The organism is Enterovirga sp. GCM10030262 (assembly GCF_042666435.1).
In the GTDB taxonomy this organism is placed as follows: domain Bacteria; phylum Pseudomonadota; class Alphaproteobacteria; order Sphingomonadales; family Sphingomonadaceae; genus Allosphingosinicella.
In genome coordinates this window covers 232,047-250,223 of the sequence record NZ_JBHTDC010000002.1, presented here as the reverse complement: position 1 = coordinate 250,223, position 18,177 = coordinate 232,047, and the positions used below count along the sequence as shown (strand labels likewise).

General features: G+C 66.4%; 16 protein-coding genes and 2 pseudogenes. 11 read left to right on the top strand and 7 right to left on the bottom strand.

Annotated features, from left to right (window positions below):
* Entirely contained in the window at window positions 1-1,776 is a 1,776-nt protein-coding gene (locus tag ACFQRC_RS10370; RefSeq protein ID WP_379960889.1) for a fatty acyl-AMP ligase, read from the bottom strand.
* Between the two features lie 117 nt (window positions 1,777-1,893).
* Between ACFQRC_RS10370 and ACFQRC_RS10365 the strand changes: the two genes are divergently transcribed.
* From ACFQRC_RS10365 to ACFQRC_RS10340, 6 genes and pseudogenes are all read left to right on the top strand, one after another.
* Window positions 1,894-2,430 (top strand): regulatory protein RecX, encoded by a 537-nt coding sequence (locus ACFQRC_RS10365; protein WP_379960887.1) that lies wholly within the window; start codon window positions 1,894-1,896, stop codon window positions 2,428-2,430.
* A gap of 75 nt (window positions 2,431-2,505) precedes the next feature.
* On the top strand, window positions 2,506-3,111 hold the full coding sequence (locus ACFQRC_RS10360) for a cold shock domain-containing protein (RefSeq protein WP_379960885.1): 606 nt from the start codon (window positions 2,506-2,508) through the stop codon (window positions 3,109-3,111).
* A complete protein-coding gene (locus ACFQRC_RS10355; protein ID WP_379960883.1) occupies window positions 3,108-3,605 on the top strand; it encodes a DUF192 domain-containing protein in 498 nt (165 codons plus the stop codon). Before ACFQRC_RS10360 ends, ACFQRC_RS10355 begins: the two co-directional genes overlap by 4 nt.
* Before the next feature lie 47 nt (window positions 3,606-3,652).
* Window positions 3,653-4,033, top strand: a complete 381-nt coding sequence (locus ACFQRC_RS10350; RefSeq protein WP_379960881.1) for an NADH:ubiquinone oxidoreductase subunit NDUFA12 — start codon at window positions 3,653-3,655, stop codon at window positions 4,031-4,033.
* A gap of 3 nt (window positions 4,034-4,036) precedes the next feature.
* Window positions 4,037-4,561 (top strand): outer membrane lipid asymmetry maintenance protein MlaD, encoded by a 525-nt coding sequence (locus tag ACFQRC_RS10345; RefSeq protein WP_379960879.1) that lies wholly within the window; start codon window positions 4,037-4,039, stop codon window positions 4,559-4,561.
* A pseudogene (locus ACFQRC_RS10340) lies at window positions 4,558-4,944 on the top strand (DUF2155 domain-containing protein); the annotation flags it as partial. The gene ACFQRC_RS10345 and the pseudogene ACFQRC_RS10340, both read left to right, overlap by 4 nt.
* A 35-nt stretch (window positions 4,945-4,979) precedes the next feature.
* Here ACFQRC_RS10340 and aat read toward each other — a convergent pair.
* The 6 genes from aat to ACFQRC_RS10310 form a co-directional block, all read right to left on the bottom strand.
* Window positions 4,980-5,699, bottom strand: a complete 720-nt coding sequence (gene aat, locus ACFQRC_RS10335) for a leucyl/phenylalanyl-tRNA--protein transferase (protein WP_379960877.1) — start codon at window positions 5,697-5,699, stop codon at window positions 4,980-4,982.
* A 32-nt stretch (window positions 5,700-5,731) separates the two neighbouring features.
* Complete coding sequence (locus tag ACFQRC_RS10330) at window positions 5,732-6,475, bottom strand: ParA family protein (RefSeq protein WP_379960875.1); 744 nt, start codon at window positions 6,473-6,475, stop codon at window positions 5,732-5,734.
* 133 nt (window positions 6,476-6,608) lie between these two features.
* A complete protein-coding gene (gene arsC / locus ACFQRC_RS10325) occupies window positions 6,609-6,956 on the bottom strand; it encodes an arsenate reductase (glutaredoxin) (protein WP_379960873.1) in 348 nt (115 codons plus the stop codon).
* 49 nt (window positions 6,957-7,005) lie between these two features.
* Window positions 7,006-7,191 carry a hypothetical protein gene (locus ACFQRC_RS10320; RefSeq protein ID WP_379960871.1) on the bottom strand — a complete coding sequence of 62 codons (186 nt, stop codon included), beginning with the start codon at window positions 7,189-7,191 and terminating at the stop codon, window positions 7,006-7,008.
* Window positions 7,188-8,354 carry a PepSY-associated TM helix domain-containing protein gene (locus ACFQRC_RS10315; protein ID WP_379960869.1) on the bottom strand — a complete coding sequence of 389 codons (1,167 nt, stop codon included), beginning with the start codon at window positions 8,352-8,354 and terminating at the stop codon, window positions 7,188-7,190. The genes ACFQRC_RS10320 and ACFQRC_RS10315 overlap by 4 nt, the downstream gene beginning before the upstream one ends.
* A gap of 2 nt (window positions 8,355-8,356) precedes the next feature.
* Complete coding sequence (locus tag ACFQRC_RS10310; protein WP_379960867.1) at window positions 8,357-10,423, bottom strand: TonB-dependent siderophore receptor; 2,067 nt, start codon at window positions 10,421-10,423, stop codon at window positions 8,357-8,359.
* Window positions 10,424-10,619: 196 nt separating this feature from the next.
* Here ACFQRC_RS10310 and ACFQRC_RS10305 point away from each other — a divergent pair, with 196 nt between their 5' ends.
* From ACFQRC_RS10305 to ACFQRC_RS10285, 5 genes and pseudogenes are all read left to right on the top strand, one after another.
* Complete coding sequence (locus tag ACFQRC_RS10305) at window positions 10,620-11,306, top strand: L,D-transpeptidase family protein (RefSeq protein ID WP_379960865.1); 687 nt, start codon at window positions 10,620-10,622, stop codon at window positions 11,304-11,306.
* A 98-nt stretch (window positions 11,307-11,404) separates the two neighbouring features.
* On the top strand, window positions 11,405-11,965 hold the full coding sequence (locus tag ACFQRC_RS10300; RefSeq protein WP_379960863.1) for an ECF-type sigma factor: 561 nt from the start codon (window positions 11,405-11,407) through the stop codon (window positions 11,963-11,965).
* Complete coding sequence (locus tag ACFQRC_RS10295) at window positions 11,958-14,351, top strand: protein kinase (protein ID WP_379960861.1); 2,394 nt, start codon at window positions 11,958-11,960, stop codon at window positions 14,349-14,351. The genes ACFQRC_RS10300 and ACFQRC_RS10295 overlap by 8 nt, the downstream gene beginning before the upstream one ends.
* A 201-nt stretch (window positions 14,352-14,552) precedes the next feature.
* Window positions 14,553-15,491 (top strand): annotated as a pseudogene (locus ACFQRC_RS10290) (hypothetical protein); the annotation flags it as partial.
* Window positions 15,492-15,662: 171 nt separating this feature from the next.
* Window positions 15,663-18,086, top strand: coding sequence for a beta strand repeat-containing protein (locus tag ACFQRC_RS10285; RefSeq protein WP_379962418.1), 2,424 nt, complete (start codon window positions 15,663-15,665; stop codon window positions 18,084-18,086).
* Window positions 18,087-18,177: the final 91 nt, after the last annotated feature.

The window sequence follows — 18,177 nt, the reverse complement described above, 5'->3', positions numbered from 1 at the left end:
TCAGGCGGCGATGTCGTAGGGCTGGATCTCGCCGGAAAGATACAGATTGCGGGCCTTGGCGCGGCTCAGCTTGCCGGAGCTGGTGCGGGGCAGCGTCCGCGGGGGCACCAGTTCGACGACGCAGTGCATGCCGGTGATCGCCCGCACCCGCTCCCGGATTTCATCGCGCAGCCGGCCGCGCTCGTCGCTGTCGGAGGTCCGGCACTGGACGAGCACCGCCGGAGTTTCCTCGCCTCCGGGCGTGGTGATCGAGAAAGCGGCGATGTCTCCGGCCTTGAACCCCGGCAATTGCTCCACCGCCCATTCTATGTCCTGGGGCCAGTGATTCTTGCCGTTGATGATGATCATGTCCTTGGCGCGGCCGACGATGTAGATGTAGCCGTCGGAGAGATAGCCCATGTCGCCGGTGTCGAGCCAACCGTCGTCCGAAAGGCATGCTCTGGTCGCCTCCTCGTCCCGGAAGTAGCTGTGCATGATCGACGGGCCGCGGGCATGGACCTTGCCGATCGCCCGTTCGGGAAGGTCGCCGCCTTCCTCGTCCCGTATCGCGATCTCCATGTCCCTGACCGGCTTGCCGCAATTGACGATGGCGCGGTAGCGCTGCGGCCGGTCGCGTTGCGCGGCGCCGCCGCCGGCGAGCAACGTCTCCTCAACGAGCTCGACGACGATGCCTTCACCGGGCGGCATGATCGAGACGGCGAGCGTCGCCTCGGCGAGGCCGTAGCTGGGCAGGAAGCTCCGCGCGTCGAAACCGGCGTCGGCGAAGGCATCGACGAAGGCCTGCATCACATCCGGCCGGATCATGTCGGCGCCGTTGCCCGCGACCCGCCAGCGCGACAGGTCGAGTCGCTCGGAAACCTTGGTCTGGCTGCCGATGCGGCGCGCGCAGATGTCGTAGCCGAAGGTCGGCGAGTAACTGAGCGTCGTGCCCTCGTTGCGGCTGATGAGGTCGAGCCAGGCCAGCGGGCGGCGCGCGAAATCCTCGGTCCGCAGATAGTCGGTCGAAACCTGGTTGGCGACCGGCGACAGGAAGCAGCCGACGAGGCCCATGTCGTGATACCAGGGCAGCCAGGAGACGCAGCGATCGGTGCCGTTGACGCGCATGCCGTGCGCGTGGGCGGCGAGATTGTTGAGCAAAGCCCGGTGCGTCACCGCGACGCCGTGCGGGAAGCGCGTCGAGCCGCTCGAATATTGGAGATAGGCGATGTCGTCCGGAACCGCCTTCGGGAGCGCCGCCCGGGGACCGTCGCGGGTCGCGAAGCTGTCCCAGTCGATCCCCCCGACTCCGGCGGCGGCGGCCGCGGCGTCCGCCATTCCCGCCAGTTCGGCCGGATAGAAGAGCAATGTCGGATCCGCGCTTTTGAGCTGGACGCTCAATTGATCGATGTAGGAGTCCTTGCCACCGAACGAGGTCGGCAGCGGCAGCGGGACCGGCCAGGCGCCGGCATAAATGACTCCGAAGAAGAGCGACGCGAATTCGGGGCCCGTCTCGGCGATCAGTGCGATGCGATCCCCGGGCTTCACGCCGCTCGCGATCAGGCGATAGGCGGCGGCAAGCGCGTCGCGGCGCAGCTCGCTGAACGGATAGACCAAAGCCAGCGTCCCGCGGGGATCATGAAAATTGAGACCCCTGACGCCTTGCGCGGCATAGTCCAGCGCCTCGCCAAGCGTCTCGAAGTCCGAGAAACGGCGCGGCAAATCGTCCGAAGTGGGGGTGGGGACGAGCAGGTTGCCGGAGGCGGGCTTTGGGTGCGTGGCTTCACCTTGATGGAGCACTGCTGGCGGAATCCTTAATTTTCGAGCGTCCGGAGGGGGAGCTCTCTGGGTCTCGGCTCCGCCTTACGGCACAAGGCGCGTTCATATTCTGGCTCGACTATGGCACAATCAAGGCGCGTGAACGCGGAACGACACAAAAAGCCCCGTCCTCCGCTCGACGGGGGTTCGCTGGAGCGGATCGCCCTTTTCTATGTGGGCCGCTACGCCACGACCAGGGCGAAGCTCCGTTCCTATCTCGCCCGCAAGCTGCGCGAGCGGGGATGGGAAGGGGAAGGGGAGCCGGCGATTGAGCCGCTCGTGGAGCGCTTCTCCAGCCTCGGCTATGTCGATGATGGCGCATTCGCGGTGGCGAGGACGGCGTCGCTCCAGCGAAGAGGCTATGGGGAGCGACGGGTGGGCCAGGCTCTCCACGCGGCGGGGATCGAAGCGGCGGACGCCGAACGGGCGAAGGAGCAGGCGCGGGACGGCGCTTTCGACGCCGCGCTCCGTTTCGCGGAGCGGCGGCGGATCGGCCCCTATGCATCGGCGGTGCCGGAGCGCGCGGCTCGGGAGAAGGCCTTCGCCGCGATGGTGCGGGCGGGTCACTCGCTAGACCTCGTCCGCCGAATACTCGATGCGCCGCCAGGCCAAATCCCGGAATGCGACATCTTTTAGATTTCCGCGCCGGACGGTTCAAACATAGCAAAAGCCATGATACTCCGTGCTAAAATCGTGGTAGACTGGCGGTTAATGACTTCACGCCGTGAAATGCTTGCAGACCAACAGGCTCCGCATTGCGATGACGGGGAGACCGTGCCGCCTAAAGTGGATGACGGCGGCGGCGCGGCATTAGTCAAGCTGACGGGCGCGATGAAATGGTTCGATGCCACGCGTGGTTTCGGCTTTCTGGTGAGCGATCAGGCCAAGGGCGACGTTCTTGTCCACTTCAGCGTGCTCAAGGAGCATGACCGACGGAGCCTGCCCGAGGGCGCCATTGTCGAATGCCTGGTCGTCGAGCAGGAGCGCGGGCTTCAGGCGAGCAAAATTCTCTCGATTGATCTCAGCCATGCGGTTACGCCCGATTTAGGGCGTGCCAGGATCGGCGGCGATCGCGTCGATCCTTCCGCCCTGATCGCTGAAGCCGGGGCCTTCGAGCCGGTTCGGGTCAAATGGTTCAACCGTTTGAAAGGTTATGGATTTCTCGTGCGCGAAGATGATGATTCCGAGGATATTTTCATCCACATGGAAACGGTGCGCCGGGGCGGCCTGACCGATCTCGGACCCGACGAACCGCTCCGGGCCCGAATCGCGACGGGACGAAAGGGACCGCTCGCGGTCGAGGTCGAGCCGCGATGACGATGGGGAGGGCGATCGTCGCGGCCGTGCTGGCTTTGGCCCTGCTCGGCTGCCGGGGCGAACCCCCGACCGCGGGCGAGATTGCCGCGGCAAGGGACAGCCGGCCCGCGCTTGACCGGATCCCGCTCCAGATACGGAGCGACGGGAATACCCACGATTTCACGGTCGAGGTGGCGCGCAGCGAGGACGAGCAGGCCCGCGGTCTCATGTATCGTGAAAGCCTGGCGGCGGGCGAAGGCATGCTCTTTCCGTTCCCGGAGCCGCGTCCGGCGAGCTTCTGGATGAAGAACACGCTCATCCCGCTCGACATGATCTTCGTCCGCGCCGATGGCAGCATCGCCCGCATCGCCGTCAATACGGTGCCGCATTCGCTCAGCCCGGTAGGCGTGGGGGAGCCGGTCGCCGCGGTTCTCGAAATCGCCGGGGGACGCTCCGTCGAACTCGGCATCGACGAGGGCGACCGGGTGACCTGGGCGGGCGGTCCCGCTCTCTAGCCGCAAAGGCTTGCGCAGCATCGCCCATCGGCGCTAGGCGGACGGCCATGGGCCTGCTGAAGAAAATCTTCACCTGGTGGGATGGCGCGACCATCGGCACCACTTTGTTCAACTGGCGGAACGGCGTCCGCGTGGGCGCCGATTCCCAGGGCAATGTCTATTTCCATTCGAAGAAGGGCGACAAGCGCTGGGTGATGTACAATGGCGCGAACGACGCCAGCCGCATTCCCCCCGAATGGTATAGCTGGATCCACCATCAGATAGACGGTCATCCCGACGAGGCCCTGCCGCCCCCGCGCAAGTTCCAGGCGCCGGCGACGGCCAACCTTACCGGCACTGCCGGAGCGTACCGCCCGTCGGGCTCGCTCGAGCGGGGCGGCCGCCGCCAGGCGGCGAGCGGGGATTATCAGGCCTGGACGCCCGAATAGGCCATGAAGAGCCTGCTCCGTGACAATCTGATCGAGGCCGTGGTCGGCCTTTTCGTTGTATTGCTGGCGGCCTGGTTCATCATCTTCGCATGGGGGCGGACCGGCGGCGGCATGCGCGATTCGATCCGGGTCACCGCGCTCTTTCCCGCCGCCAACGGCGTATCGGTCGGAACCGACGTCCGCATCGCCGGCCTGAAGGTCGGCAGCGTCGCCGGCCAGCGGCTCGACCCGGAAAGCTACCAGGCCGAAGTGATCCTCGCCCTCGACGAGGATGTAAACGTACCGTCCGACAGCAGCGCGGCGATCACCGCCGAAGGGTTGCTCGGCGGAACCTATATCGCCCTGTTGCCCGGCGGATCGCCGACGCCGCTCAAGGACGGCGACGCGATCTTCGACACCCAGGGCTCGATTGACATGATGGGGCTGATCGGCTCGTTCATCAACCGTTCGGGCAGCTCGGCCACCACGCCTCCGGCCAATGCCGGCGAACCGGGGCTCGGCACCATGGAAGAATCACCCGCGCAATGAGCCGCCGCCTGATCCTTGCGGGCCTCGCCCTGCTGGCCGGCTGCGACCGCGGCGTGCCCGAGCAGCAGGCGCGGCCGGATGCCGAGCCCGAACCGCAGACCGTCGACATTCCTCAGACGGTGACGGCGATGGCGCCCGGCACGACGCCGATGGCGGAGCGGGTGGCGGTGATCGGCCTGCTCAACAAGCGCAACGGCATCTCGCGCGATCTCGAGATGAAGCCGGGCGAGGCGGTTCGCGTCGGCGACGTGGTCGTGCGCCTCCGGGCCTGCGAAACCACCGCGCCGTGGGAAATCCAGCCGCTGACCGGGGCTTTCGTCCAGCTCGACGTGCGCAATGCGCAGGACCAGTTCGAGCGGGTATTCTCGGGCTGGCTGTACAAGGAATCGCCGTCGCTCAACGTCGTCGAGCATCCGGTCTACGACGTCTGGCCCAAGAGCTGCGCGATGACGCATCCCGACGCGGCGCCGTCGACGGAGCGGGAAGGGTCGGCGGCGAGCAGCCGGTCGAGCGCGCCGAACTCCGCGCCGGCGCCCGAGGCGTCGCCCGCGCCCGCTGCCCCCGCCGAAGCGCCTTCCGAGAGCGCCGACGCCAATATCGCGACATAATCCTTTTGGTCGATCTCCACCGCGCCGAGGCGGCGGAGATGATCGGTCATGAACTGGCAGTCGAGCAGGCGGAAGCCGCCGACGATCAGCCGCGCCACCAGCCAGGCCAGCGCCACCTTGGACGCATCGGGCTTCAATGAAAACATGCTCTCGCCGAAGAAGGCCGCGCCCAGCCTGACGCCGTAAAGCCCCCCGACCAGCTGGTCATCCTGCCAGCATTCGATGGAGTGGGCGCGGCCGACGCGATGGAGCAGATTGTAGCTCTGCTCGATCTCGCGGTTGATCCAGGTTTCGTCGCGCTCGGCGCAGCGGCGCAGGACGGCGGCGAAGGCCCGGTCGCGGGTGACGGTGAAGGCTCCCGAGCGGATTTTCTTCCGGAGCGAGCGGGAGAGGCGGAACCCGTCCAGCGGCATGATCGCCCGCTTGCGCGGCTCGACCCAGAAGATTTCGGCGGCGTCGCGGCTGTCGGCCATCGGGAAGACGCCGATCGCATAGGCTCTCAGCAACAGGTCCGGATCGAGAACCGCCATGGCTTTTCGCTTGGATGGGCGCGCGGTGCCGGTCAACCGTCTTTGGGCATCCGCGCCAGCCGCCGCTCGATCGCGGTCCACAGGCCGTTGAGCGCGAGGCTGGCGGGCGAGCGCGGCGCGAACGCGCCTAGCGGTTCGCGCCGGGCCGCCATGGCCTCGACCGCGCTCGCCATGGGAATGACCGGCCAGGACGGATTCGCCTCCAGCGCGGCGAGGTGCATCGAGCGGCGCCGGTCGGCCATGTTGTAGACGGGCAGGATCGCGCCGCGGCGGATGGAATGGCGGTCGAGATAATCGACCACCTCGTCCAGCGCCCGCCGCGACAAAGGCGAGGGTATGACCGGCACGATGACGATGTGGGCGGCGCGCAGCACCTGCTCACTGGTCTCGGCGAGGCCCGGCGGGCAATCGAGCACGATCCGGTCGTAATCCCGGGCGAGCCGGCCCAGCAGCTTCTCAAGCCTCTTCTTCCGGGCGAGGGTGAAGAAGAATCGGTCGAGCCCGCGCAGCGAGGCGTCGGCGGGAAGAAGGTCGAGGCGCGGCGTCGCGGTCGGCCGGACCAGCTTCGAGGGCGCGACATCGCGCGAGAATACCGCCTGCGCTTCCTCTGAGCCGGCCGCCTCAGCGCCGAGCAGGAAGGAGGAGGCGGCCTGCCCGTCCAGGTCCCAGAGCAGGGTCTTGCGCGACGACAAGGCCGCCGCCGCCCAGGCGAGGTTGACCGCGATGCTGGTTTTGCCGACCCCGCCCTTGAGGCTGTAGACGGCGATCGATCTCATCCTGCGCTGCATCCGCCCTGATAGGGAGGCCGCCGCCCGCCGCGCAAGCCGCTCTCCCGTTCGTGGCGGGACTAATGCGGTTCAGTGACACTTTCGGGACATGCGTCCCCTCCGCCGGCGGGAGGGTGAGGAATCAGAGGATTTCCCGCACCACCTCCTGTGGACGGCAGAGGCGGACGCCCTTGTCCGTCTCGACCAGCGGCCTGTTTATCAGGATCGGATTTTCCACCATCGCGTCGAGTATCGCCTCGTCGCTGACCGCGCCCTCGACAAGGTCGAGGTCCGACGCGAGCTGCTCCTTCGCCCGCAGCCCCTGCCGCGGCGCGATGCCGGCGCGCTCGTAGAGCCGCTTCAACTCCGCCTTGGCCGGGGTCGCTTTCAGATATTCGATCACCGTCACGTCGGCGCCCGATTCGCGCAATATCTCCAGCGTCTTGCGCGAGGTGCCGCAGGCAGGATTGTGATAGATGGTCGCCTTCATCGTCTTTCCCTTCCTCCGCTCCGCTGCTTATCCGCTCCAAGCCGGTGGCTCAATCCCGACGCGCCGACAGCGCCCAGGCGATCACCGCCAGGCACGATCCTAGAGCGAGCCAGGAGAGGAGGTCGGCGGCGCCGTCGCCGAGAAGTCCGGCAATCAGGCCTATGAGCGTCACGGCGGCGATCGCGGCCGGGATGGCGAAGATGCGGCGGGCTCGCCGGCTCGCGCGGCGTATCATGCCGCCTCCCTGACCGGATCGGCTTCAATTCGGCCGCCGCTCTCGATCTCGGCGACCAGCGCGTCGATCGGGCGCCGGTGACGGCCGAGCCAGAGATAGAGTCCGCTCGACAGGAGGACAATGGTGACCAGGGTGAGCAAAGCCCAGATGATCTTGAGCGGCAGCCCGCCATAATCGCCGAAATGGAGCGGCTGCGACAGATAGAGGGCCTGCATGAAGGCCGGCCATTGCGCGGTGGCGGTGAATTGGGACGTGGCGGCGTCGACCAGCACCGGCTGGTACGTGCGTTTCGACAGCGGACTGTCGCCCTGCATGAACACGCCATAATGGTGAAGGCCGCTATAGCCGGTGCCGGGATAGCTTACGAAGCTCGGGCGCATGTCCGGCACGGCGGCCCGCGCGGCGCTGACGGCGGCATCGATCGAGCCGAGCCGCTCGGGCGGCGGCAGCCCCTCGTAGGGCGCGGTCATACGGGCGAGCTGGCCCGCCTGCCAGCTGTCGTAGAGCGGCCGCTCCAGCGTGTTGAGGACGCCGGTCAGCGCCACCACGCCGGCCCACATCGCGGTGACGATGCCGAGCAGATTGTGGAGATCGAGCCATTTCAGTCGGCGGCTCCGCGCCGTCCGGACGGTGCCGAAATCGAGCTTGCGCATGAAGGGGGCGTAGAGGACCACACCCGAGACGATCGCGACGGCGAAGAGGATGCCCATCGCGCCGAGGAACAGCTTGCCGGGGAGGCCGGCGAACATCTCGGTATGAATGACGAAGAGGGTGTACATCAGCCCTTCGTTGAACTGCGGAACCGGGATCCGTTCGCCGGTGAAGGCGTGGAAGACGGCGGTGTGCATCTCGGCCGGCGGCGTGTCCGGGCGGGCGCCGGTATTGACGTAGACGGTGGGATGGTCCGCATCCCAGCCGAGGAAGAGCGGGACGTCGCCCGGATAGAGCGCGGTCGCGCGGGCGATGAAGGTGTCGAGATCGACAGGCGTCCCGCCCGGCGGAGGCGGCGGAACCTCTTCGACTCCTCCGGTCGAGAGGTGATAGATTTCGTCGCCGAAGATGAGCGGCAGCCCGGTGACGCACAGGATCAGCAGGAACAGGGTGCAGACGAGGCTGGTCCATTTGTGAACCCAATACCAGCCGCGCACTTTTCCCCTGTTCATCATCAGAACCGGTAGGCCAATGTGCCGATCACGCTGCGCTTGTTGCCGGTGAAGCAGTCGCCGAAGGCGCGGCAGGGCGCGTAATAGGTCTCGTCGAACAGGTTGGTGGCGCTCAGCGATACCGTCCATTGCCGCCAGTCGAACTCGGCGAGCGCATCGACGAGCGTGTAGCTCGGCGTACGCAGCGCTCCGGCGACGCCGGTGGAGACGGTCGCGCCGACATGGCGGACGCCGCCGCCCAGCCGCAATTCGCTGTCGCCGCCGATCGCGAAGCTTTTCATTCCCCACAAGGAGGCGAGGTCGCGCGGCACGTCGCTGAGCCGCTGGCCGACCTCCGGCGCGAAATTGCTTTTCGTTACTTCCGCGTCGGTGTGGCTGTAGGCGGCGGTGACCAGGAAATCGTCGGCGACCGCCCAGGCGCCCTCCAGCTCGAAGCCGCGCGACCGGATCTCGCCGGTCTGGACGGTGTTCAGCACGTTCTCGGGATCGTTGGTCGGGCGATTGCTTTCGACGATGTCATAGACGCTCGCGGTGAGCAGGGCGCCGCGGGCCGGCTGCCATTTCACCCCGGCCTCATATTGGCGACCACGGACGGGCACGAAAGCGACGTTGTTGAAATCCAGGCCCGCGACGGGGAGGAAGGATTCCGAATAGCTGACATAAGGCGCGACGCCCCAGCCGATCTCGCCGATCAGGCCCGCGCGGAAGGTCGTCGCCTGGTCGACCTGCCCGGCACTGCCTTCCGTCTTGGATCGCGCCCTGTCGCGGCGGGCGCCGACCACCAGGGTCACCCGATCCGCATAGCGTATCTGGTCCTGCACATAGATGCCGAGCTGCGTGTTGCGCTGCCGGGGATCGTCGAAATAATCGGGCGAGACGACGCCGGCCGAGACGGGATCGTAAATGTCGATCGGGGTCACCCGACCGAAGCCCGAGCGGGAGCGCTGGCGGAAGTCGCTGTAATCGACGCCGACCAGCAGCTTGTGCGTGAACGGCCCGGTGGCGAAGTCCAGCTCCAGATTGTTGTCGTTCGTGAAAACGCGGATGCGCGGCTTGATCTGGTAGGCGTCGCGATTGACCACCCGGTCCTCGTCGTCGATGAACGGGTCGAGCGGGTTGGAATAGACATCCGGGAAAATCTCCTGGAACGTCGTCTTCGCATCGACGAAGCGGAGCCGGCTGCGCGAGGTCACGGCGTCGCTGAACCTGTGCTCGGCGAGCAAGGTGCCCGTAAACTGGCGTGCGTTCAGACGGTCATAATCCTCGTCACCCAGGAACGTGTCGATGTCGACGCGGCGGCCGGGCGGGGCGGCGAGGGTCGCGACGACGGGCAGGAATTGCTGGCTCGAAGCGCTCCGGTCGCGCTGGTAGAGGCCGATGGCGGTCAGCGTCGTGTGATCGCCGATGTTCCAGGTGAGCGACGGCGAGACGCCGATCCGGTCGTCGCCGATCCGGTCCGTCTGCTGGTTCGCATCCCGCACGACGGCGACGAGACGTCCGGCGAGGATGCCGGCCTCGTCGAGCGGACCGGTGACGTCGATTCGCGCCTGTTTGCGGTCGAAGCTGCCATATTCGACCGCGACCTCACCCTCGGTCTCGAACAGAGGACGCTTGCTGACGATATTGACGATGCCGCCGCTCGCGCCCTGGCCGTAGAGGACCGAGGACGGGCCACGCAGAACCTCGACGCGATCCAGCGTGTGGACGTCGATGCGGGGAATGGGGCTGAAATTGTAGTTCTTGCGCATCCCGTCCTGATACTGGACGGGATCGAGGCCGCGGACCGAGATGGTGTCGGATCGGGTGTCGAGGCCGAACGCCTCGGCGGTGACCCCAGCGGAATAGCGCAATGTCTCCTGCACATTGCGGGCGCCGCGATCGAGGAACAGCTCGGCCGGCACGACGCTGATCGCCTGCGGCGTCTCGATGATGGGGGTCTCGGTCTTGGTCGCCGTGACCGCGCGTCCGGCGGTGACGACGATATCCTCGCTCGCCTCGTCGGCGGCCGGTTGCGCGAGAGCCGAAGTCGCCGCGCCGAGCAGCATGAGGGTGACGAAGCGAAACTGCATGAAGAACCTCCCGTTTCGCGCCTCTTATTGCAACTCTTTCGCAATAGCAATCGAAGCCGGCGGCGCTGGCAGCTGTCTGAACCGCCAGTCGCGTTCAGCAATGGGACGGCGACCGTCCCGAACGGGCACAGCCCGGACAGCCCTGTAGCCAGAGCCCGCGCTTCCGCGATAATCCGCCAGAAAGGAGGAGATTTCGATGGCAAGGAAGCTGACCCGCCGCCGCGTATCCGAACGCTGCTGGATGTTCCTGTTCATCGCCCTGGCGGCGGCGTGCTCGCCGGCTTCGCCGGTCATCCCCTCGATGTTCGCGACCGAGCCTTCCCCCGCGGCCGATCCGGCCGTGGCTCTGTTGAAGCCCGCCGCCGCGCCGGTTGCGGCGGCCGCGCCCCCCGCGCCTGTCATCACCTATGGCGCGCCGGACAAGGGTTTCCCGGTCAACACCGTGCTCTCGCTGGATCAGCCGATCGAGGCGGGGGATTATGCCTGGAACGGGGAGGGCGCGCCCGAGGGGCCGACCACGATCGTCGTCGATCTCGCGGTGCAGCGGCTGTACGTCTATCGCGCGGGCGTCGAGATCGGGCGATCGTCGCTCATCTACGGCGCCGACGAGAAGCCGACGCCTACCGGCACTTTTCCCATCCTGCAGAAGAATGCGGATCATGTGTCCAACATCTATGACGGCGCGCCGATGCCGTACATGCTGCGGCTGACCTGGGATGGCGTCGCCATCCACGGCAGCGAGGTCGACGAGGAATATGCGACGCATGGCTGCGTCGGCATTCCCGAACCTTTCGCCGAGATTTTGTTCTCGGAGGCCGAGCTCGGCGACCGCGTGATGGTCACCCACGGGTGGATGACGGACATCTACGGCTCCGGGGCGTGACCGGTCCAGGATCGTCCAGGCCCCGCGCGTCGAGGGGAAACGGGGTCCATCTTGCGGTAGCGGGAGAGCGGCCCTAGGCTGTCGATCGGGGAGGCCGCATGGGGAGCGAGCCGGAAACGAACATACTGCTGGCCCGCTGGCAAAATGGCGAGAGCAGCGCCCGCGACCGGCTGATCGCCCGGCTCCATCCGGAGCTCGTCATGATCGCGGCGGCGCGGCTGCGCGGCGAGCGCGACTCCTCCCTCTCGACCGGCGATCTCATCAACGATGCCGTCCTCAAGATCATGGCGATGGACCAGAACAACCTGGCCGATCGCGCGCACCTGATCGCGCTCGCTTCGCGCATGATGCGGCATATCCTGGTCGATCATGCCCGGCTGAAAAGCTCCGCCAAACGCGGGCACGTCAAGGTCGAGCTCTGCACGGCAGTCGAGGGCGGACAGCGGCTTGATCTGAATTGCCTCGAATCCGCGCTTATCCGTTTGGGGGCGATCGACGAACAGCTGATGGAATTGGTGGAGATGCGCTATTTCGGGGGCATGACGGTGGCCGACATCGGCATCGTCACGGGACTGTCCGAACCAACGATCAAGCGGCGCTGGCAGACGGCGCGCGCCTGGCTGACCGACGCGCTCGAAAATCCGATCGACGATGCCTGACTCGACCCTCGAGCGCGAGGCGATCGGGCTGTTCGAGCAGTTGCTCGAAATCCCAGAGCCGGAGCGTGACGCCTGGCTGGCGCGGGTCGCGGCCGAACGGCCCGAATTGCTGAGCCGCATCCAGGCCCTGCGCGACGCCGACCGTCTGGCGGCGATGCGGACGGGGGCGGCGGTGGATTCGCTCGACGAGGAGGAAGCGCCGGAACGGATCGGCGCCTATCGCATCGTCGAGCGTATCGGCCGCGGCGGCATGGGCTCCATCTATCGCGGCGAGCGGGAGACCGGAGATTTCGCCCACGCGGTCGCGATCAAGATCATCAAGCCGGGTCTTCTCTCGGAGGCGCTGGTCGACCGGTTCCAGCGCGAGCGGCAGCTGCTGGCCGGACTGACCCATCCCAACATCGCCAGCCTCTATGACGGGGGCGAGATCGAGGCGGGATCGCCTTACATCATCATGGAATATGTCGACGGGCTGCCCCTCCTCCAATGGGTCGACGAACGCCAGCCCTCCCGCGACGAGCGCAGGCGCCTGTTCGAGGACATATGCGGCGCGGTCGCATTCGCGCACCGCAACCTCATCGTCCATCGCGACCTCACACCCTCCAACGTGCTCGTCACCCGCGACGGGGTCGCCAAGCTCATCGATTTCGGAATCGCCAAGATCGCCGACGGCGAGGACGGAAGGGGCGACGATGGGGGATCGGCTTCGGTCGGCGGCCTCAGCCTCACGCCCGGTTTCGCCGCGCCGGAGCGGATGACCAGCACCAACGTGACGACGGCGGCGGACACCTATTCGCTCGGCAAGCTGCTCGAAAGGCTGATCCCGGCCAGTCCGGGAGACCGGGAATTCCGGGCAATCGTCGAACGGGCGACGGCGCGGGATCCCGCCGCGCGCTATCCGACCGCCGAAGCGCTGGGCGCCGACGTCAACGCCTGGCACCGCGGCTTCCCCGTCGCCGCCTTCAACGCCGGAAAGCTTTATGGCGCGCGCAAGTTCATCGGCCGGCACCGCCTCGGCGTCGCCGCCGCGAGCCTGGCCCTGCTCATGCTGGTCGGAGCGCTCACGGCGGCATTGGTGTCGAATGCGCGGGCGCTGGAGGCCCGGGCGGAGGCGGAGGGTCGGTTTCAGGAAACCCGGTCGATCGCCAAGGCGATGCTGTTCGATGCGTTCGATCAGGTCAGTCGGGTTCCCGGCTCGACCGCGGCGCGCGAGACGCTGGCCAAGACCGGCCTCGCCTATCTGGAAGCGCTGGCGGCCGACGGGGACGCTCCACTCGATGTCCGGCTCGAGGCCGCAACCGGCTTCATCCGGCTCGCCAAGGTGCTCGGCGGGGGCGAGGCGAGCCAGCTCGGCCAGTATAAAAATGCCGACGCCCTGCTCGCCCGTGCCGAGTCGATCCTCAGCGGTCCGCGCCAACGCTATCCGGACGATCCGCGCGTCCGTCAGGCGACGGCCTTGCTGCTTCTCGAGCAGGCGGCGGCCAATCTCTACAATAATAACGAGATAGCGCTCGCCCGGAAACAGGCGATCGCGGCTCAGCAAATGCTCGCGGGCATCGCCGAGAGCAACGTCGAGACGGCGCGCATCTACGCGACCGCGGTCCAGGGCGAGGCCGACACCTACGGCTGGGACGAGGATTATACCAAGGCCCGGGCGGCGCACCTTCGCGGCGAGGCGTTCATCGCCAGCCTCCCGCCGGCGATGCAGGCGCAGCAGCCGATATTGATGGTGCGATCGGCCATCCTCCGGCTCCTCGGCGAGGCGCATCACAATCTCGACCAGCATGACGACGCCAGGCGCGTGCTCGATCAGGCCGTCGCGCTGAACCGGCAATTGGTGCGCGCCGACCCCGATGATCCGGCGCTGGTCCGAAAGCTGGCCATCGCCTTGTGGTACCGCGCCGTCGTCCACCGCACCGACGAGCGCGACGAACTCGCCAGGCAGTCGATCGAGGAGGCGGTGGATTTTGCGCGCCAGCTCCGCGACCGCGACCGGAACGACGCCGGTGGCCTGCAACTCTTCGCGATCACCTCCGAGGTCCAGGCGCAGGTGCTTGGCGATCTCGGCCGCTTCCGGGAAAGCTACGCCGTCAGCGATCAGGTGATCGACGCCCACCGCCGGCTGGTGGAGCTGGCCGAGGACGCGCCGGGCGCGGTGCGCAGCATGGCGGACGCGATCACCACCCGCGGCGGCAATTTCTACAATGGCGGCGACTATGCCCAGGCCTGCGGCGCCTGGCGCGAGGCCGCGGCGATCTATGGGCGTCTCGACAAGAGCGGCAACCTGTCCGAATTCCACAAGACCAGCCTCGCTGACCTCAGGAATTATCTCGCCAAAAGCTGCGAGAACGGCCCGCCCCGCGCTGGCTTGGGCGAGGAGATCTGACCGGCGCGCCGGTGGCTCTCCCTCCCGCCTCTCCCAAGGCGCGGATCGCCGGCGGGACCTCGGAAGGGCTGTCGAAACCGATTTCTTCAAAAAATTCGCCGGTTGCTGATCCGGAATCGCTCGCGGCGCCGCTTACTCTGTTGAGAGGCGGCTGACGTCTCCGACCACGGGCTGCGCGCGAGCGCCAGGGGAGATCAGGACATGGACGAAATTTTTCATTTCGACACCTTCGGGCCGCAGCATGTCGTGACGTTCGACGGGGCCGACGGCAATGACAGGCTGGTGGCCGATTTCGGCTCCGGATACGCAACGGGTCCGCAGGTGGTGACCGAGTTCACGGAGAATGTCGACGGCACCTTCAGCGCCACCTACCGGAATTTCAACACCAGCAGCAATCCCGCCGAAGTCGTGACGATCACGAATATCGAGAACGTCACCATCCTGACGGCCAACACCTATACCTGGACCGACGGCAATGTTTACGACCACGGCAGCGAGGACATTATCCGCACCGGGTTCGGCAACGATGTTATCAAGACCTTTGCCGGCGTGGATTTCATCGATTCCGGCAAGGGCGATGACGATGTCGACGGCGGCAAGGGGATTGACGGCATCGCCAAGGACTTTTCGGATCGTGAGACGGCGATCGTCTGGGATCTGTCGGCGAACAGCTTTGCCGGTCCTGGCGCTTTCACCAATGTCGAATTCTTCACGAACCTGATCACGGGCTCGGGCGCCGATACGATTGTCACGATGAACGTGCGCGACGGCGGCGGCATCAATCGCGACGATCTGGTTTCGACCGGCGGGGGCAATGACGAGGTCACGTTCTTCAGCGGAAAAGACACCGCGCATATGGGCGCCGGCAACGATCGCCTGATCCTCGACTGGACCGGAGCCCCGTTCAGCGGCGACACGACGATGACGCTCACGCCCGACGCGGGCGGCGGCTATTCCGGGACCCTGACGGGCGTCTTCGCCGACGCGGCGGGCGCGACCTTCTCCGGAGTCGAGCATTTCACCATCTCCACCACCGTCTCCGGCGGCAACGGCACCAACCTCGTCGACAATATCGTCACCGGTGACGGCAACGACGTGATCTCGACGTTCATCAGCAACGACATCATCAATGTCGGCCGGGGCGTCGATCGGGTCGACGGAGGCGCCGGAATCGATGGCCTTTCCAAGGAGTTCGGCACCGGATCGGCGGCAATCGCGATCGACCTGCTGGCGAACACCTATTCGGGGCATGGCGCCTATACCAACCTCGAATGGTTCATCGACCTGCGTACCGGTAACGCCGGCGATACCGTGGTGACGACGGAGGCCAATAACAGCTCCGGCCTCGGCGACGACCTGATACGCACGCGCGGCGGCCGGGACACGGTCACTGTGATGAACGGCGCGGATACCGTTCACCTCGGCGGCGGGGACGATCGTCTCATTATCGATTACGAGACTTCGAGCTTCACCGGCGATGCCAGCATGACTCTGGAAAGGAGCTCGGACGGGAGCTATTCCGGGTCCTACGCCGGGACCCATAGCGATGCGCCGCGCGTGACGTTCACCGGCGCCGAGCACTTCACCATCCTGACCAACATCAGCGGCGGCAACGGCACCAATCTCATCGACAATATCGTGACCGGCGACGGCAACGATATTGTCGCGACCTATATCAGCAACGACCGGATCGATGTCGGGCGCGGAGTGGACAGCGTCGACGGCGGCGTCGGCACCGACGGCCTCGCCAAGGACTTTGGCGAAGCCGCCGCGGGCATTCAGATCGATCTTGCCGCCAACACCTATTCAGGCCCCGGCAGCTACACCAACCTGGATTGGTTCATCGACCTGCGCGCCACCAACGGCAACGACGTGATCGTCACGTCGCTGGCGAACGATTCGAGCGGGCGTGGCGACGAGGTCATCCACACGCGCGGCGGCGACGACCTGCTGACCTTGATGAACGGCACCGACACCGTCGACCTCGGCCTCGGCGACGACCGGCTCATTCTGGATTACAGGAATGCGAGCTTCACCGGCAACACCAACATGGTCCTGAACCGCGATGCCGGCGGCAGCTTCTCGGGGACCTTCAACGGCGATCCCAGCGCCGCCAACGCGATATTCGCGGGAGTCGAGCATTTCACTATCATGACCCGGACCAGCGGCGGCAACGGGTCCAACCTCGCCGACAATATCGTGACCGGCGACGGCGACGATATCGTCGCCAGCTTTATCAGCAACGACAGGATCGATGTCGGTCGCGGCGTCGACAGCGTCGATGGCGGTGTCGGCGTGGACGGCATTGCCAAGGACTTCTCCGACCGGGCCGAGGCCATCTCGTGGAATCTCTCCACTGGCGCGCTGTCGGTAGCCGGCGACTTTACCAATCTGGAATATTTCCTTGATCTCGAGACCGGTTCGGGCGCGGACAGGATCGTTAGCGGCAGCGGCAGCTACGCCGACACGGTCTCGACCGGCGCGCGCTCCGATATTGCTACCTTCTTCGGCGGCGTCGACGATTTTGACGGAGGCCGGGGAAGCGACCGGCTGGTTGTCGATTATCGCGCCAATGGCAATGCTTATGGCGCCCTCAGGATGACCATGGAAGCCGACGAGGATGGCGGCCTCCGGGGAGCCGTGGTTTCACGGACGGGATCCGAGCAGGTCACGTTCGCCAGCGTCGAGCATTTCACCATCTACGGCTCGGAGACCCGCGCCTACAATGAAATCATCAGCACCGGCGCCGGCGCCGACGTCATCTCGCTCTTTGCCGGCCACGACGCGCTCGACGGCGGCGCGGGCGCGGACAGGCTGGAGGGCGGAACGGGGAATGACAGTCTGATCGGCGGGACCGGCGCCGACCGGATGTACGGCGGCGAGGGGAATGACAGCTACGAGGTCGATCATGCCCTCGACCGGGTTATCGAGGCTGCCGACGTGGGCATCGACACGGTCACGAGCTCGGTGAATTTCAGGATCGGCAACAATGTCGAGAATCTGACCCTGGCCGACGGAGCGCTTCGCGGCACCGGCAACGGTCTCGACAACGTCCTGAGCGGCAATGCGGGCGCGAATGTCCTCAACGGCCTTGGTGGCGCCGACCAGATGGTGGGCGCCGCCGGTAACGACACTTATTATGTCGACAATGTCGGCGATGTGGTCGTGGAGACCGCCGGAGCCGGCCGGGACGTCGTTCGCAGCACGGCGAGCTTCACGCTCGGGGCCCATGTGGAGAATTTAATCCTGACCGGCCCGGCGTTGAGCGGGACCGGAAACGATCTCGCTAATAGCCTCACCGGCAATGCTGGCGCCAACGTGCTGAACGGCGGAGGCGCGAACGACCGGCTGACGGGCGGCGGCGGCAATGACGAGCTGTTCGGCGGCGCCGGCAACGATAGCCTGAGCGGCGGCGGCGGCTCCGACAAATTCTTCTTCGACGCGGCGCTCGGCGCGGGCAATGTCGACAGGATCGTGAGCTTCACAGGCAACGACAGCATCCAGTTGGACAGAGACATCTTCGCCGCCATCGTCACGGACGGGGTCCTCAGCGCCGATGCCTTCAACCTGGGAAAGAGGGCCGAGGATGCCGACGACCGGATCGTCTATGACGAGGCGATGGGCAGAATCTTCTACGATGCCGACGGCTCCGGCGCCGGGGCGGCCGTGCTGTTCGCCAGGGTGGCGGCGGGCACGGTCCTCACCGAGCTCGATTTCGTCGCTTATACGGGCTGAAGCAAGCCGGCGCTGGCCGGGGGCCTATTGCGTCTCCGGCCAGTCGGCTGCGTATCCGACGGTTAGACGGGACCGGTCCTGTGAACCGCCC

What these genes read in the sequence shown, in the direction of transcription:
- ACFQRC_RS10360 (WP_379960885.1), top strand. Translation starts at nt 2,506, where the DNA reads ATGACTTCACGCCGTGAAATGCTTGCAGACCAACAGGCTCCGCATTGC.
- ACFQRC_RS10355 (WP_379960883.1), top strand. Translation starts at nt 3,108, where the DNA reads ATGACGATGGGGAGGGCGATCGTCGCGGCCGTGCTGGCTTTGGCCCTG.
- ACFQRC_RS10350 (WP_379960881.1), top strand. Translation starts at nt 3,653, where the DNA reads ATGGGCCTGCTGAAGAAAATCTTCACCTGGTGGGATGGCGCGACCATC.
- ACFQRC_RS10345 (WP_379960879.1), top strand. Translation starts at nt 4,037, where the DNA reads ATGAAGAGCCTGCTCCGTGACAATCTGATCGAGGCCGTGGTCGGCCTT.
- aat (WP_379960877.1), bottom strand. Translation starts at nt 5,699, where the DNA reads ATGGCGGTTCTCGATCCGGACCTGTTGCTGAGAGCCTATGCGATCGGC.
- ACFQRC_RS10330 (WP_379960875.1), bottom strand. Translation starts at nt 6,475, where the DNA reads ATGAGATCGATCGCCGTCTACAGCCTCAAGGGCGGGGTCGGCAAAACC.
- arsC (WP_379960873.1), bottom strand. Translation starts at nt 6,956, where the DNA reads ATGAAGGCGACCATCTATCACAATCCTGCCTGCGGCACCTCGCGCAAG.
- ACFQRC_RS10320 (WP_379960871.1), bottom strand. Translation starts at nt 7,191, where the DNA reads ATGATACGCCGCGCGAGCCGGCGAGCCCGCCGCATCTTCGCCATCCCG.
- ACFQRC_RS10315 (WP_379960869.1), bottom strand. Translation starts at nt 8,354, where the DNA reads ATGAACAGGGGAAAAGTGCGCGGCTGGTATTGGGTTCACAAATGGACC.
- ACFQRC_RS10310 (WP_379960867.1), bottom strand. Translation starts at nt 10,423, where the DNA reads ATGCAGTTTCGCTTCGTCACCCTCATGCTGCTCGGCGCGGCGACTTCG.
- ACFQRC_RS10305 (WP_379960865.1), top strand. Translation starts at nt 10,620, where the DNA reads ATGGCAAGGAAGCTGACCCGCCGCCGCGTATCCGAACGCTGCTGGATG.
- ACFQRC_RS10300 (WP_379960863.1), top strand. Translation starts at nt 11,405, where the DNA reads ATGGGGAGCGAGCCGGAAACGAACATACTGCTGGCCCGCTGGCAAAAT.
- ACFQRC_RS10295 (WP_379960861.1), top strand. Translation starts at nt 11,958, where the DNA reads ATGCCTGACTCGACCCTCGAGCGCGAGGCGATCGGGCTGTTCGAGCAG.